Origin of the sequence: Bartonella sp. CL100XZDX (genome assembly GCF_042195375.1) — a bacterium.
Taxonomy (GTDB): Bacteria; Pseudomonadota; Alphaproteobacteria; order Rhizobiales; family Rhizobiaceae; genus Bartonella.
In genome coordinates, this window is sequence record NZ_JBHIOH010000026.1 from 14,063 (window position 1) to 29,617 (window position 15,555).

Sequence of the window (15,555 nt, forward strand, 5' to 3'; positions counted from 1 at the left end):
TTTTATGGTTAGAAGTTGTCTTTCTATTGTTCTTGCCGCAGGTGAGGGGACGCGCATGAAATCGTCTCTGCCTAAGGTACTTCATAAAATTGCTGGATTGCCTCTTATATGCCATGTTCTAAAACAAATAGAATTGGCAGGCTCTTCACAATTAGCAGTTGTTGTGGGATTTGGTGCTAAGGAGGTTACGCACGTTGTTCAGTCATTTGTAAAAGATGTAATGATTTTTGAACAAAAAGAGCGTTTAGGAACAGCTCATGCTGTTTTGTCTGCTCGTTCAGCTTTGCAAAAGGAAGTGGATGATGTTCTCATTGTTTTTGGGGATACTCCTCTCATTCAGCAAGATTCATTGCACCAAATGCGTGCACAGCTTGCTGATGGAGCAGATGTTGTTTTTGCAGGTTTTCATACCAAAAATCCAACAGGTTATGGGCGTCTTCTCGAGAAAAATGGTCAATTGATTGCAATTGTAGAAGAAAAAGACGCTAGCGATGAAGAAAAAAAGATTTCTTTTTGTAACGGTGGAATACTCGCTATGCGTGGAAAACATGCACTTTCTCTTTTAGAGAAAGTTGGTAATAACAATGTGAAAAAAGAATATTACTTAACAAATATTGCTTCTCTTGCAACACGCAAAGGATTAGATGTGCGTGTTGTTGAAGTTCCTTTTGAAGATATTGTAGGAATTAACAATGGTCTTGAGCTTTCTGAGGCTGATTCTTTGTGGCAAAAACGTAAAGCGCGCGATTTAATGTTATCGGGTGTTACACTCTTAAAGCCAGAAACACTCTATTTTTCTTATGATACAGAAATTGAACCAGGAGTGGTGATAGAACCAAATGTTTATTTTGGGTTAAGCGTAAAAGTACAATCTGGTGCGGTTATTCATGCATTTAGTTATCTCGAAGGTGCTGTGGTTGGTAGAGATGCACAGATTGGTCCCTATGCACGTTTGCGTCCTGGAACAGAGTTGGCGAAGTCCGTAAAGATTGGAAATTTTTGTGAAGTCAAACAAGCTAAGGTAGGAGAATCTTCTAAAATCAATCATTTAAGTTATATTGGTGATGCTGAAATTGGTGCACATACCAATATTGGAGCCGGTACAATTACTTGCAATTATGATGGATTTAACAAATATAAAACCGTGATTGGTGATCATGCTTTTGTTGGGTCTAATACGGCACTTGTTTCCCCATTGATAATAGGGGATGGCTCTTATGTTGCTTCAGGAAGTGTTATTACTGAAAATATTCCTATGAACAGTATGGCTTTTGGGCGTGCACGACAGGTTATAAAAGAGGGCTATGCGACAAAATTTCGAGAGCGCTTGTTAGAAAATAAACAGAAAAAATGATTATTTTCAGCTTATTCTTTTGTTTCGTGTTAATCTAACGATGGATGGGAGGTTTATTCTTAAAGATTGCCGTACTCCATGTTTGAATTATTTTTATTATTTATAGTTTTAAATAAAGGCTGTTGGATTGTTTTATAAGATTTAAATCTTAAGATGTGGGTTGGAGCTTTTTAATGTGTGGAATTATTGGAATTCTTGGAAAGAGGTGTGTTTCGTCCTCTTTGGTTGAGGGGTTAAAACGTCTTGAATATAGAGGGTATGATTCATCTGGGGTGGCAACGGTCCATAATGGGCATCTTTATCGTGTACGTGCTGAGGGGAAGCTTGTTCATTTAGAAGAAAAATTAAAAAAAACACCTCTGGAGGGAAATTTAGGGATTGGTCATACCCGTTGGGCTACGCATGGAATTGCTGTTGAACGCAATGCGCATCCCCATGTGACTGAAAAGCTTGCGATTGTCCATAATGGTATTATTGAAAATTTTGTAGAACTGCAAAAGGAACTCATAGAAGATGGTTGTATCTTTGAAACAGAGACGGATACGGAAGTTATTGCACATTTAATAACGCGTGCATTAAAAGATGGTCTTTCTCCGCAAGAAGCCATACGTACCAGTTGGAAAAGGCTGCAGGGGGCTTTTGCTATTGCTCTTATTTTCGAAGGTGAAGATAACCTTATGATTGCGGCTTGTTCTGGTCCACCTCTGGCAATTGGTTATGGAAAAGATGAATTTTTTGTGGGGTCAGATGCGATTGCTTTGGCACCATTCGTTGATTATATTAGCTATATGGAAGATGGGGATTGGGCTGTTCTCACACGGGAGGGTGTTACAATTTATGATGCTAATAATCAACCGGTAAAACGTCCTGTGACGACATTACTTGAAGGGGCTTTATTGATTTCTAAGGGTAATCATCGTCATTTTATGCACAAGGAAATGTTTGAACAACCTGAAGTGATTTCTCATAATTTGGCACATTATCTTGATCTTGGAAATTATGTCGTTCGACCCCTTGAGAATTTGATTGATTGGAAAAATATTCATCGTCTCCTTTTTGCGAGTTGTGGAACGGCGTATTATTCAACCTTAGTTGCGCGCTATTGGTTTGAGAAATTTGCCGCTTTAAGTGTTGATAATGATGTTGCTTCGGAGTTTCGTTATCGTGAACCTCCTATAACGTCTGATGTGTTATCGCTGTTTGTTTCTCAATCTGGTGAGACAGCTGATACATTGGCTTCTTTGCGTTATTGTCGTGAGCGGGGTGTAAAAACAGCAACAATTGTGAATGTAGAGCAATCAACAATGGCAAGGGAGGCTGATTTTATTCTCCCAACACTTGCCGGACCGGAAATAGGTGTTGCTTCAACAAAAGCTTTTACCTGTCAATTGGCAACGCTTGCTTCACTAGCACTTAGTGCTGCTAAACAACGTGGCTATCTTTCGGCTCAAAGGGAAAAGAAACTGGTTCAACAGTTGGCAGAAGTTCCACGTATTTTAAATGAGGTCTTAAAACTAGAGAGAAAAATTGAATGTATTTGTCGTGATTTGGTAAATGCAAAAAGTGTTCTTTATCTAGGACGTGGAACTTCTTATCCGATTGCTTTGGAGGGAGCCCTTAAACTGAAAGAGCTTTCTTATATTCATGCTGAAGGTTATGCGGCAGGTGAATTAAAGCATGGACCAATTGCTCTGGTGGATGAGACAATACCCGTTATTGTTGTTGCACCGTATGATCGGTGGTTTGAAAAAACTTTTTCTAATATGCAAGAAGTGGTAGCGCGTAATGGTCGTATTATTTTAATAACCGATAAAAAAGGAGCAGAAGTAGCTTGTCTTAAGACTTTATCAACGATCACTTTGCCAGATGTTCCAGAATTTATTTCTCCTATTATTTATGCACTCCCTGTTCAGTTAATCGCTTATCATACGGCTGTTTTATTGGGAACAGATGTTGATCAACCCCGTAATTTAGCAAAATCAGTCACGGTTGAATAAAAGTATATTTCTGAATCTTTTGGAGAATAATCAAGTGTAAGAAATTGATTTATAATGAAACTTATTTTTTCATTTTTCTCTGTTGAACGAGAATACTGAAGAAAAGTTTTTTCTTTCTAAATCCTTTACGATAAAACGAAAAATATTTTCTTACCTGTCAAAAAATAGATCAGTTATGTGAATATAATGGTAAAAAAGACGCAATATTGCTTCTACTGTTTCAATGCAAGAATGATTCAGATTGAGAGAGAAGATAGTGCTGTTGATTTGTTATTCGTTCATGAAGCATAAAGATGCTAAGAGACTGCGTAGATCATTTATGGGTAATTCTAAGAGAGAAAACCATATTTGAACAGAGAGGTATTTAAGTTTTTTATTAGAGGGTCTTTGTTATCCTGCTCGTAAGAGGCGTGCAGCATCGTTGTGTCCGAAAAGATAAAGGAGCAACCGTAAAGCTTGTCCTTGCTCAGAAGAAAGATGAGGATCGCGTTGTAAAAATAAACGAGCATCTTTTCTTGCCATTGACAAAAGATCGCTATGAACTGCAAGGTTTGCTATATGAAATTCAGGGACTCCGGATTGTTTTGTACCTAAAAGTTCTCCTTCGCCTCGTAGGCGCCAATCTTCTTCAGCAATTTCAAAACCATCTTCTGTATTGCGGATAATATTAAGGCGTGTTGCTGCTGTTTTAGTCAGTGGATCTTTATAGAGCAAAATGCAGGAAGATTTTTTATCGCCTCGTCCTACACGTCCACGTAATTGGTGCAATTGTGAAAGGCCAAAATGTTCCGCATGTTCGATGATAATGATCGAAGCATCTGGAATATCTACTCCCACTTCAATGACGGTGGTTGCAACTAAAATACGTGTATTTCCACATTTAAAAGATGCCATAGCGGCTTCTTTTTCTGCTGTAGACATTTTTCCATGGATCATACCAACGTGTGCTCCAAAGCGCTCATGGAGAAATGCAAAGCGGTTTTCAATTGAAGTGAGATCAAGAGCTGTCGATTCTTCTACTAAAGGACAAATCCAATAGAGCTTTTCTCCTTTTTCTAATGCAATTGCGATTCTCTCTATAAGCTCATGAAGACGTTTCAAAGAAAGCGTTGCTGTTGTAATGGGTTGTCGTCCCATTGGTTTTTCGGTAATTTTAGAGACATCCATATCACCAAAAGCTGTTAAGACGAGTGTGCGCGGAATGGGTGTGGCGGTCATAACCAGCATATCAGCTTTATTGCCTTTTTCTGTAAGAGCGATACGTTGATGGACACCAAAACGGTGTTGTTCATCGATAATGGTTAAAGCGAGATTATTATAAGTAACGCTGTTTTGTATGAGAGCATGGGTTCCGATGACAATAGAAACTTGACCTGACAGAATATCATTCACGATATTTGTCCTCAACTTCCCTTTTTCTCGTCCTGTTAAAAGGGTTGTTTGTAATCCGACCTTTTCGGCAAGAGGAGCGATGGTGGCAAAATGTTGCCTGGCAAGCACTTCGGTTGGTGCCATTAAAGCTGATTGTCCTGAATTTTCAGCAATTTGTGCCATTGCCATCAATGCAACAACAGTTTTTCCTGCGCCTACATCACCTTGAAGTAGTCTTAGCATCGGTTCTGGTGAAGCAAGATCATTTGCGATATCTTCTACTGCTTTTTTTTGTCCGGTTGTGAGTTGAAAGGGGAGGAGATTGAGCAATTTTTTAGTATAAATTCCTGTTGATGGTCGAGAAGTGCCAACAAGAGATTTAGTTTTCAAACGCACGAGTCCTAGTGCCAATTGACAAGCGAGCAATTCATCATAGGCAAGACGTTTGCGTGCTGTACTTTCTAAGGATAGATCGTCGGGGTTAATGGGCGCATGGATACGGCGTAAAGCAACAGAAAAAGAAGGAAAATTTTGCTGCTTTTTCACATTTTCATCTATCCATTCTGGGAGGAGTGGAATAAAATCAAGAGCGTTTTGTATGGCGCGTCTTAGTGTCTTTGCAGTTAGTCCTGCAGTAGAGGGATAGACAGGTTCGATGAGAGGTATCTGATTTGATTGTTCGCTTGGGGCAATATAGTCTGGATGCGCCATTGAAAGCTGTCCATTAAACCATTCAACTTTTCCTGATATAATGACTTTTTTTCCTTCGGGGAGTTGTTTTTTTAGCCAAAGAGGTTGAGCATGAAAAAAGACTAAATTTATTTTTCCTGTGTGATCATGGGCAATAACTCGATAGGGAATTCGGTTGTGACCACGGGGTGGTGATTGATGTTGATCGATGATAATTTCGAGCGTAACAGTATCTCCTTCTGTTGCACAAGCAATGCTGGGACGCATTCTGCGGTCTATAACGGAATGGGGCATTAATTGAAGAAGGTCAATAAGGGTTGCTTCGCGTTGTGTAGGATTAACATCTAAGAGTTTGGTCAATAAACCATAGACTTTAGGTGTAATACCAGAAAGAGTTCGAATAGAATTAAAAAGAGGGGTAAGAAGACTTGGAGGCATGAGCAAACTTAACCTGCCCTTTTTGTTTTTTCTAGACCTTTAGAAGAGCTTTTTGGGGATAACGTCATAAAGAGGAGGTTGCTTTATTTACACATTGAACTTTAGGAAGAAAAATACAATTAAAGGGTCAAAAATTAAAGTGCTTAGATGAGGTATATTGTTTTTCTTTTTATTTTAGGTGTTTATTTACTGTGAATAGAAGCATTTTCTTGATAGAACTCTCTTATAAATATTAATAAAATTGGGATATTTCTCCTATGTATGATGATGAATTTATAGCTTTAAAGTTATGATAAACAGAAGTTTTTTCTTTTACAAGGGGTGCTGTTTAGCATTGATTTTGTAGTGGGAAATTGTGAGAGTGGTAAAAAATAAAATGCAAGAGAACAAAAATTCTCTTCCTCGCTTTATTCATTTGAGAGTGCATTCAGCTTATTCCTTGCTCGAGGGGGCTTTAAAAATCCCCCAAATTATTCAACAGGCGATTTCAGATCATGCACCAGCGGTTGCTATTACCGATACCAATAATTTATTTGGTGCTTTGGAATTTTCACAGCATTGTCTTTCTCATGGGGTCCAACCTATTATTGGTTGTCAGCTTACTGTTGACTTTCGTGATGAAAATGATCATTCACGTTTGGCTAAATGGCGTAATTCTTCTGATTTCTGCTCTATTGTTCTTTTGGCTGCTAGCAAAACCGGTTATGCTCATTTGGTTCGTCTTGTTAGCCGTGCTTATCTTGATAAATGTGATACTGATCCTCCTCATATTAAAGCTGATTGGTTGTCAGAACACAGTGAAGGAATAATCGCTTTAACGGGAGGAAAGGGAGGACCTATTAATCTTTCTTTGGCAGAAGAGAAAAAAGAACATGCTGTTGAGCGCTTAATTTATTTGAAAAAATCTTTTGCTGATCGTCTTTATGTGGAGTTACAACGGCATGGCTCTTATGATCAGAGAGTAGAAGCTGATCTTATTGAATTGGCTTATGCGCATGAAATTCCTCTTGTTGCAACAAATGAAGCTTTTTTTCTGAAAAGAGAAGGATATGAAGCCCATGATGCGCTGATGGCTGTTTCAGAAGGACAAATCGTCTCTAATCCAGATCGCAAACGTGTGACGCCAGATCATTATTTGAAGTCACAAGATGAAATGGTTACACTGTTTTCTGATCTTCCAGAAGCTTTGGAAAATAGTGTTGAAATTGCATTGCGTTGTCATATTGCCACGCCTCTTCGAAAACCGATATTGCCTCGTTTTATAGAACAATCTGCTAATTCAGAAACTACTTTAGAAATAGAAGATAGTGAGTTGTTAAATCAAGCTAAAGCTGGTTTGAAGATGCGGCTTGAAACAATAGGGTTGGCTGAAGGGTATACGATTGCAGATTATGAACAGCGGCTTGATTATGAAATTTCAGTTATTACGCGTATGCAATTTTCTGGATATTTTCTTATCGTTTCAGATTTCATAAAATGGGCAAAGGTTCATGATATTCCCGTTGGACCAGGACGGGGTTCTGGTGCTGGTTCACTTGTTGCTTATGCATTGACGATTACTGATGTTGATCCCTTACGGTTTTCTCTTCTCTTTGAACGTTTTCTCAACCCAGATCGTGTTTCGATGCCAGATTTTGATATCGACTTTTGTCAAGAGCGGCGCGAAGAAGTTATTCAATATGTTCAAAAAAAATATGGACGTGATCAAGTTGCTCAAATTATTACCTTTGGTAAGTTACAGGCGCGTGCAGTTTTGCGTGATGTGGGGCGTGTTTTAGAAGTTCCTTATCGTCAGGTGGATTATCTTACAAAATTAATTCCTGCCACGCCAGGAAGTCAGGTAGAATTGGCTGATGCTATTAAGGATGAACCTAAATTTGAAGAGGAAAAGAAAAAAGATCCCGTTGTTGGCCGCGCATTAGATATAGCACTTCAGTTGGAGGGACTTTATCGTCATGCTTCAACTCATGCTGCTGGGATTGTTATCGGAGATCGTCCACTTTGGGAGCTTGTCCCGATGTATCGTGATCCTCGTTCTGATATGCCTGTTACACAATTTAACATGAAATATGTGGAACAGGCGGGGCTGGTAAAATTTGATTTTCTTGGATTAAAAACGCTTACTGTTTTGAAAATGGCAGTCGATTTTGTTGCCAGAAAGGGGATTAAAATAGATTTATCAAATATTCCTCTGAATGATGAAGCAACCTACGCTATGATGGCACGTGGTGAAACGGTTGGTGTGTTTCAGGTGGAAAGTTCTGGTATGCGCAAGGCGTTGATTGGAATGAAGCCAGACCGTATTGAAGATATTATTGCGCTGGTCGCACTTTATCGTCCAGGTCCAATGGAGAATATTCCAACCTATAATGCACGCAAACATGGGGAAGAGGAAATTGCTTCTATTCATCCTAAAATAGATCATCTGATCAAAGAAACACAAGGTGTGATTGTTTATCAAGAACAGGTGATGCAGATTGCTCAGGTTCTTGCTGGTTATTCGCTTGGAGAAGCTGATTTATTACGTCGTGCTATGGGGAAAAAAATTCATGCTGAAATGCAAAAACAGCGTACGCGTTTTGTCAATGGAGCTGTTGCAGGTGGCGTGGATAAAGATCAAGCTGATATTATCTTTGATCTTTTAGCAAAATTTGCCGATTATGGTTTTAATAAATCGCATGCTGCTGCTTATGCAATTGTTTCTTACCAAACGGCTTATATGAAAGCAAACTATCCCGTTGAGTTTTTAGCTGCTTCAATGACATATGATATGACGAATACAGATAAGCTCAATGATTTTCGGCGTGAAGCATTAAGGTTGGGTATTGAAGTTATTGCACCTTCTATACAAACATCTCATCGTGTTTTTGAGGTTGGTGATAACTGTATTTATTATTCTCTTGCTGCCATTAAAGGTGTGGGAGAAACTGTTGTAGATCATATTGTTTCTTGTCGTGGGAATAAGATTTTTAAGGATTTGGAAGATTTTTGTGCGCGTGTTGATCCTCGTATTGTTAATAAGCGTGCGATGGAAAGTTTAGTTTGTGCTGGTGCTTTTGATTGTTTTAACATTGCACGTGAGGTTTTATTAGCCAATCTTGGAACCCTTCATGCGCGTGCACTTCGTATTCTCGATGACAATTCTAGCGGGCAGGTTGATATATTTGGAATGGCAGGCGGATTAAAAGAACCATTGATTTTATCGCAAATAACCCCTTGGTTGCCGGCTGAGAAACTTTATCGAGAATTTCAAGCTATAGGTTTTTACTTTTCTGCGCATCCTTTGGAGGAGTATCAAGCTATTCTGAACAAAAAACGCATTCAGACTTGGGGTAATTTTGCCAATGCCGTTAAAGGGGGAGCAACGGCTGCACGGCTTGCTGGAACTGTTGTGGCAAAAAACGTGCGCAAAACAAAATCTGGTAAAAAAATGGGAATTATTCATTTTTCTGATACAAGTGGACAATATGAAGCAGTTCTCTTTTCTGAGGCACTCTCGGATTATGAAGAGATGCTAGAACCCGGAAAATCTTTTATTATTACGGTGAGCGCAGAAAATCGTTCTGAAGGAGTTAGTTTGCGAATTGAAACAATTCAGTCTTTGGAAAATGAATCATTACAACAGCATAAAATGATGCGTCTCTTTATAAAAACAGTTGATATGCTTCCACAAATTGAACAAAACTTAAATCTTGGGGGGAATGGAGAGGTGGGGCTTATTTTAATTCAAGAGGATGGATTGCGAGAAGTCGAAATTGCGCTTCCTAAGCGATATAAGGTAAATTCACATGTCGCAAATGCTATGAAATTAATTCAGGGTGTTGTTGATGTAGAATTGAGTTAAAGAAAGATTAAAGATGGGAGCTGATTTTGAGTGGTGTTTTTGCTTTTAGGAGAGCTAAAAATGGAGCTTTTAAAATCGGATTGTAGGTTTCAAAAAATATTGCTTTTATTTGAGTAAATTATGATATTTTTTTAGTGTCATAAAATTAAAAAAAATCTCGTTCTTTCGTAATATTCAAAGTGTCGGAAGGATTTTATAAGTTTTTATCATTATTTTTTATAGAATTCATCGCATCATACATGTAAAGCCAATTGAGATCTGACATAATGCTCTCTGGTGTACGAATTTTCATCATGAGATTGCGTGCAATTGCTATGGGACCGGTTGCATGATAGGCTAATCTATTGAAATCTCCGCGTTTTTTTACTGCTGCAATACGGGGTGTGCGTGTTGTTTCGTAAAGCGAAAGTGCTTTCGTTAATGAAAAATCTTTCAATGAAAGTGCTTTTGCTAATGTGGCAGCATCTTCGATTGCCATAGCGGCACCCTGTGCTGCAAAAGGTAAGGTAGCATGTGCGCAATCGCCAACAAATACTTGTCTCTCTAAACCGATAAAACGATTTTGTTTCATTTGAAAGAGTGGCCAATAACTCCATTCATCAATATGATCGAAAATTTGTAAGATTTTTGAATTCCAATCTTTAAAAAGAGATTTGAGTTTTTCTTTATTTCCTTTATGGGCCCATCCTTCTTTTAAATTTTCTCCATGCGTAATGGCGACAAAATTAAAAATTTTTTCTGATGATTGAATGGGGTAGACAACAAGATGATTTTTTGGTCCCATCCAAGCCGTAATTGTCTTCATATTTTGCAATGAAGAACGAAAGTTTTGAGGAAGGTTATCAAATGTTGTTGTTGCACGCCAAGCAATAAAGCCACTAAAATTTGCTTTTTCATGAAAAGGAGATTGTTGCCGTAATGTTGACCAAACGCCATCACATCCGATCAGGAGGGGCGTTGAATGAAGCTGTTCTGTTGCCGTATCTGTTTTTATTGTCGTGATTTTAATGTTGGTTGCAGATTGGGTAGAATATACAATCGTTTCGCCTGCTTTGTATTTGATCAAAGGATTTTCAATCACTGCATTATATAAAATTTTTTGTAAAGCCGCGCGGTGAATCGTCATATAAGGGGCTTTCCAATATTTTTCTGTTAGATTAATAAGATGAGCCCGTAGATGTATTTTTAAAGATAATCCATCTTTTAACTCAAAAAAATGTGGGATTGTCGCGACTTCAGAGAGTTTGTTAAGAAGTTCCCAGCGAGCAAGAATAGATGTTGCATTTGGTGTCAGTTGAATACCAGCGCCTATCGTTTCAAGTTGCTTACACTTTTCGATAATGGTGCTTGCAATTCCTTTATGAGCGAGTGCTAAAGCGGTGCTTAAACCAGCAATTCCTCCCCCAACGATGATGGGTGATTGTTCCATAAATGATTTCATATTAAACAAGCAGAATTAAAAGAGTGGTTATTAAGAAAGCCAAAAAACGCAATTATAATAGCTTTTCTGGATGATATAAGCATCCTGTTGGGTTTGTTTGATCGTATGATAGCGAGGGAACATAACGATAAAGGGTTGAGCAGTAAGGGCAAATTTTCTCATCTGCTGTTCCCATGTCGATAAAGATATGAGGATGATCGAATGGTTGTGTAGCGCCTACACACATAAATTCTTTCACACCAATTTCGATTGTTTTATATCCAAGGTCATTTTGGAAATGAGGAATATTGTGATCAGCCATGGCATACAAACTCCAGAATAAATTTTCTCATCAGCTATGATTGGGCTCTTCTATTTTATAGGCGTGAGTTTGTAATAAAGCGTATAATAATGCAAGATGCTTTTTAAGACAAATTTCTCTTCTTTTATGCTATATTAGAATAGTTGTCTTAGCTTTTAGTGCTTTGCGTATAGCAATAATTCCAAGTATTTTTAACTATTAAATGGAAAAATGATGAGGGAAGTTAAGCATTGATATATTATTATGATGATAACATATTATCAAATGTTATGTGAGATATTTCGTCAAGGATTTTAAAAAATATAAAAGAAAATTATTTAGGATATATGGAACAGAGGGTGGTAAATAAAATTTCTATATCGAATATAACAATGAAAAATCCGGTACGGTTTATTAATCGAGAGTTTTCATGGCTACAATTTAATAATCGTGTTTTGATGGAAGCGGCTAATTCGAAACATCCTTTATTAGAACGTCTACAATTTCTTTCTATTTCAGCTGCAAATCTTGATGAGTTTTTTATGGTTCGTGTTGCAGGACTAGCAGCTCAAATTCGTGCTCGCGTTACAGCGTGCAGTGCAGATGGGCACACTCCACAGGAACAACTTGATATTGTATTAGCTGAGATTTTAAAGCTGCAGGCTCACCAACTACGAGAATTGAATGTTTTACGTGATGAATTAAAAAAGAATGATATTGAAATTATTTGTTCTGATGATCTTTCAGAAATTGAAAAATTATGGCTTGAAAAATATTTTCTTGAGACAATTTTTCCTGTTTTAAAACCTTTGCCTGTTGATTCTACTCATCCTTTTCCATTTATTCCTAATCTAGGGCTTTCTATTGCGCTTCAATTGTCTGGAGAAACTGATCAGAACTCACACACAGTGTTGTTGTCTATTTCAATGCTTTTAAGGCGTTTTATTCTTCTTCCTCAAGAAGGCAATCATTTTCGTTTTATTGCATCTGAAGATGTTATTTGCTTTTTTATTAAACATGTATTTCCTAACTATGAGGTTAAAGGAATTGGTACATTTAGAGTAATCCGAGATAGCGATATTGAAGTAGAAGAAGAAGCTGAGGATCTTGTTCACTTTTTTGAAATTGCTCTTAAAAGGCGGCGCCGTGGGCAGGTTATTCGAGTTGAGTTTGACGCAAAAATGCCAGAGAGTTTACGTCAATTTATAGCGAATAGTCTCGCTGTTCCTGATAACTGTATTAATGTTCTTGATGGATTTTTAGCGCTTAATACGGTATCAGAAATTGTTTCTATTCCTCGTGATGATCTCAAATTTATTCCTTATATTTCTCGTGTTCCAGAATGTATTCGTAAACATAAAGGGGATTGTTTTGCGGCTATTCGTGAAAATGATATTGTGATTCATCACCCCTATGAGACATTTGATGTTGTTGTCCAATTTTTACATCAAGCTGCTTGCGATCCTGATGTTGTGGAAATCAAACAAACACTTTATCGTACATCAAATGATAGTCCAATTGTTGGCGCTTTGATTGAAGCAGCTGAACAGGGAAAGTCTGTGACTGCTTTGGTAGAACTTAAAGCACGTTTTGATGAGGAAGCAAATATTCGTTGGGCTCGAGATCTTGAATGTGCTGGGGTTCAAGTTATTTTTGGTTTTATTGCATTAAAAACGCATGCTAAGATGTCATTGGTTGTGAGACGTGAGGGAAAACGTCTTTGCTCTTATGTTCATCTTGGAACAGGAAATTATCATCCCATTAACGCTAAAACTTATACCGATCTTTCTTTTTTTTCCACAGATGATGATATCGCTCATGATGTTGCGTTATTGTTCAATTATATTGCGCAATATGAGCGTCCAAATGAAACAATGAAGATTGCTTTTTCACCCTTAACATTGCGTGGTCGTGTCTTAGAGCATATTGAGGAAGAAATTGTTTACGCACAACAGGGAAGGTTTGCTGCTATTTGGATGAAAGTTAATGCATTGGTAGATCCTGAAATTATTGATGCTTTATATCGTGCTAGTCAAGCAGGGGTGCAAATTGATTTGGTTGTGCGGGGGATATGTTGTTTACGTCCTGGTATTCTAGGAATTTCGGATAATATTCGTGTAAAATCAATTGTCGGGCGTTTTCTTGAACATAGTCGCATTTTTTGTTTTGGGAATGGTCAAGATTTGCCTAATGAAAATGCAATCGTTTACTTAGGCTCTGCTGATATGATGCCTCGTAATCTGGACTATCGTATTGAAATATTGGTTCCAGTTTTTAATAAAATAGTCCGTCAAAAAATTCTTTTACAGATTATGTTAGCTAATATCATTGATAATCAACAAAGCTTTGATATACTTAAGGATGGAACATCAAAACGTATTACACCGCAGATAGGTGAAAGTCTATTTAATGCGCAGGAGTATTTTATGGCCAATACAAGTTTTGCGGGGGAAAATGAGTCTTTTGAGTCTTCTGTTTCGCGCTTGGTTGCGTTGCATCGGCAACAAGCCGAAATACATAAAGACTGAAATCCAATGACATATAGAGATGCTCAAGGTCGGTTAAAAGGGTGCAAGCCTGTTGCTGTTATTGACATTGGCTCAAATTCTGTTCGGTTGGTTATTTATGAGGGGCTTGTTCGATCACCAACAGTTTTGTTTAATGAAAAGATTCTTTGTGGTCTCGGTCATGGTGTGGCAAAAACGGGATTTTTAGAAGAAAAATCGATGAAAATGGCGTTGCAAACACTGAAACGGTTTCGTACGCTTTGTCGACAGATTGGGGCAGATGAGGTCTATACTTTAGCAACAGCAGCAGCACGAGATGCACAGAATGGCGTAGCATTTATTCAGCATGCTGAAGATATTTTGCAAAATAAAATATATCTTCTTTCAGGAAGTGAAGAAGCTATGTATTCAGCATATGGAGTTGTGTCTACTTTTTATCAACCAAAAGGTATTTCTGGGGATCTTGGTGGTGGAAGTCTTGAGCTGATTGATATTGATCATTCTGATGTTGGTGAAGGGATAACTCTTCCATTGGGTGGTTTAAGGCTACAGTATATGTCAAATAATGATAGTGCTGTAGCTACAAAAATTGTACATGAGCAATTTTATAAATCGTCTGTTGTTCGTACTCGTAAAGGTATAGCACGTTATTTTTATGCAGTAGGGGGGACATGGCGTAATTTGGCAAAACTCCATATGGCAATGAAACACTATCGGCTCCCTGTTATGCATGGCTATGAAGTTGATGCCGTTGAAATGGAGAACTTTTTACGTCTTGTAGCACGTGGCAATATTGATAATATGAGAGGGATTGCAGCGGTTTCTCAGAATCGTCGAAAACTTTTATCTTATGGGGCAATAGTTCTTATTGAACTCATTCAGTGTATGGAGTTTGAAAAGATAATCTTTTCTGGTGCTGGCGTTCGTGAAGGTTTTCTTTATTCACGTTTGCCGCAGGCGATTCGGCTTTCAGATCCTCTCATTGCAGCATGCACAGAAATGGCTATTTTACGGGCACGTTCACCAAAACAAGCAGAAGAACTCATTGATTTTACGACGAATGCTTTTGAAGTTTTTGGAATTTCAGAAACTGAAAATGAATGCCGTTATCGTCAAGCCGCTTGTCTTCTTGCAGATATTGGTTGGCGTATACATCCAGATTATCGAGGCAATGAAGCAGCAAATCAAATAGCTTTAGGATCTTATCCAGGAATTTCTCATGAAGGGCGCCTTTATGCAGCGCTTGCTGTTTTTTTTCGCAATACGAGTTTATTGGTTGATAAAGAATCTCTTCCCATTTTTCAATTAGCAACTCAAAATATAATTGAAAAAGCACGTATTCTTGGCGAAACTATGCGTATTGCTCATCTTTTTAGTGCTTCTGTTGCAGGAATTTTACCTCATTTATTGTGGCATAAAAAAGCAGATCATATTATCCTGCAGATCCCAAAGAATTACGCTGGGTTATTAGGAGAACGTCCTCTTGGACGATTACAGAAGTTATCAAAAATAATAAAACAACCTCTCGCTTTTGAAATTTTTTGATTTTTTTCTAATTTATTCGTGTTTTATGTCTTATAATAGGGCCATTGACAAGGGATAAACTAGGCAATCTATCATCACGAGCTGGACA

8 protein-coding genes are annotated in these 15,555 nt (G+C 38.0%); 5 read left to right on the forward strand and 3 right to left on the reverse strand.

The genetic code is table 11. The features are described from left to right. Nucleotides 1–4: 4 nt before the first annotated feature. Together glmU and glmS are read left to right on the forward strand one after the other, a co-directional pair. On the forward strand, nucleotides 5–1,354 hold the full coding sequence (glmU, locus tag ACFILU_RS02310) for a bifunctional UDP-N-acetylglucosamine diphosphorylase/glucosamine-1-phosphate N-acetyltransferase GlmU (protein ID WP_375674571.1): 1,350 nt from the start codon (nucleotides 5–7) through the stop codon (nucleotides 1,352–1,354). Nucleotides 1,355–1,527: 173 nt separating this feature from the next. Next, nucleotides 1,528–3,351 carry a glutamine--fructose-6-phosphate transaminase (isomerizing) gene (glmS, locus tag ACFILU_RS02315; protein ID WP_375674572.1) on the forward strand — a complete coding sequence of 608 codons (1,824 nt, stop codon included), beginning with the start codon at nucleotides 1,528–1,530 and terminating at the stop codon, nucleotides 3,349–3,351. Between the two features lie 390 nt (nucleotides 3,352–3,741). Here the strand turns inward: glmS and recG are convergent, their stop codons facing one another. Further along, nucleotides 3,742–5,850 carry an ATP-dependent DNA helicase RecG gene (gene recG / locus ACFILU_RS02320; RefSeq protein WP_375674574.1) on the reverse strand — a complete coding sequence of 703 codons (2,109 nt, stop codon included), beginning with the start codon at nucleotides 5,848–5,850 and terminating at the stop codon, nucleotides 3,742–3,744. Between the two features lie 376 nt (nucleotides 5,851–6,226). Here recG and dnaE point away from each other — a divergent pair, with 376 nt between their 5' ends. Beyond that, nucleotides 6,227–9,694: a DNA polymerase III subunit alpha gene (gene dnaE / locus ACFILU_RS02325; RefSeq protein WP_375674634.1), complete on the forward strand. Its 3,468-nt coding sequence runs from the start codon at nucleotides 6,227–6,229 to the stop codon at nucleotides 9,692–9,694. A 193-nt stretch (nucleotides 9,695–9,887) separates the two neighbouring features. Here dnaE and ACFILU_RS02330 read toward each other — a convergent pair whose 3' ends face one another. Beyond that, nucleotides 9,888–11,123 carry an FAD-binding protein gene (locus ACFILU_RS02330; protein ID WP_375674575.1) on the reverse strand — a complete coding sequence of 412 codons (1,236 nt, stop codon included), beginning with the start codon at nucleotides 11,121–11,123 and terminating at the stop codon, nucleotides 9,888–9,890. 64 nt (nucleotides 11,124–11,187) lie between these two features. Beyond that, nucleotides 11,188–11,436: a zinc-finger domain-containing protein gene (locus ACFILU_RS02335; protein WP_273722745.1), complete on the reverse strand. Its 249-nt coding sequence runs from the start codon at nucleotides 11,434–11,436 to the stop codon at nucleotides 11,188–11,190. Nucleotides 11,437–11,762: 326 nt separating this feature from the next. On the opposite strand from ACFILU_RS02335, the gene ACFILU_RS02340 reads away from it, so the two are divergent. Both ACFILU_RS02340 and ppx read left to right on the forward strand, forming a co-directional pair. Further along, on the forward strand, nucleotides 11,763–13,943 hold the full coding sequence (locus ACFILU_RS02340; RefSeq protein WP_375674577.1) for an RNA degradosome polyphosphate kinase: 2,181 nt from the start codon (nucleotides 11,763–11,765) through the stop codon (nucleotides 13,941–13,943). 6 nt (nucleotides 13,944–13,949) lie between these two features. Further along, nucleotides 13,950–15,467 carry an exopolyphosphatase gene (gene ppx, locus ACFILU_RS02345; RefSeq protein ID WP_273791189.1) on the forward strand — a complete coding sequence of 506 codons (1,518 nt, stop codon included), beginning with the start codon at nucleotides 13,950–13,952 and terminating at the stop codon, nucleotides 15,465–15,467. Nucleotides 15,468–15,555 lie beyond the last annotated feature (88 nt).

Coding starts and splice junctions, on each gene's coding strand:
- glmU (WP_375674571.1), top strand. CDS start 5: ATGGTTAGAAGTTGTCTTTCTATTGTTCTTGCCGCAGGTGAGGGGACG.
- glmS (WP_375674572.1), top strand. CDS start 1,528: ATGTGTGGAATTATTGGAATTCTTGGAAAGAGGTGTGTTTCGTCCTCT.
- recG (WP_375674574.1), bottom strand. CDS start 5,850: ATGCCTCCAAGTCTTCTTACCCCTCTTTTTAATTCTATTCGAACTCTT.
- dnaE (WP_375674634.1), top strand. CDS start 6,227: ATGCAAGAGAACAAAAATTCTCTTCCTCGCTTTATTCATTTGAGAGTG.
- ACFILU_RS02330 (WP_375674575.1), bottom strand. CDS start 11,123: ATGGAACAATCACCCATCATCGTTGGGGGAGGAATTGCTGGTTTAAGC.
- ACFILU_RS02335 (WP_273722745.1), bottom strand. CDS start 11,436: ATGGCTGATCACAATATTCCTCATTTCCAAAATGACCTTGGATATAAA.
- ACFILU_RS02340 (WP_375674577.1), top strand. CDS start 11,763: ATGGAACAGAGGGTGGTAAATAAAATTTCTATATCGAATATAACAATG.
- ppx (WP_273791189.1), top strand. CDS start 13,950: ATGACATATAGAGATGCTCAAGGTCGGTTAAAAGGGTGCAAGCCTGTT.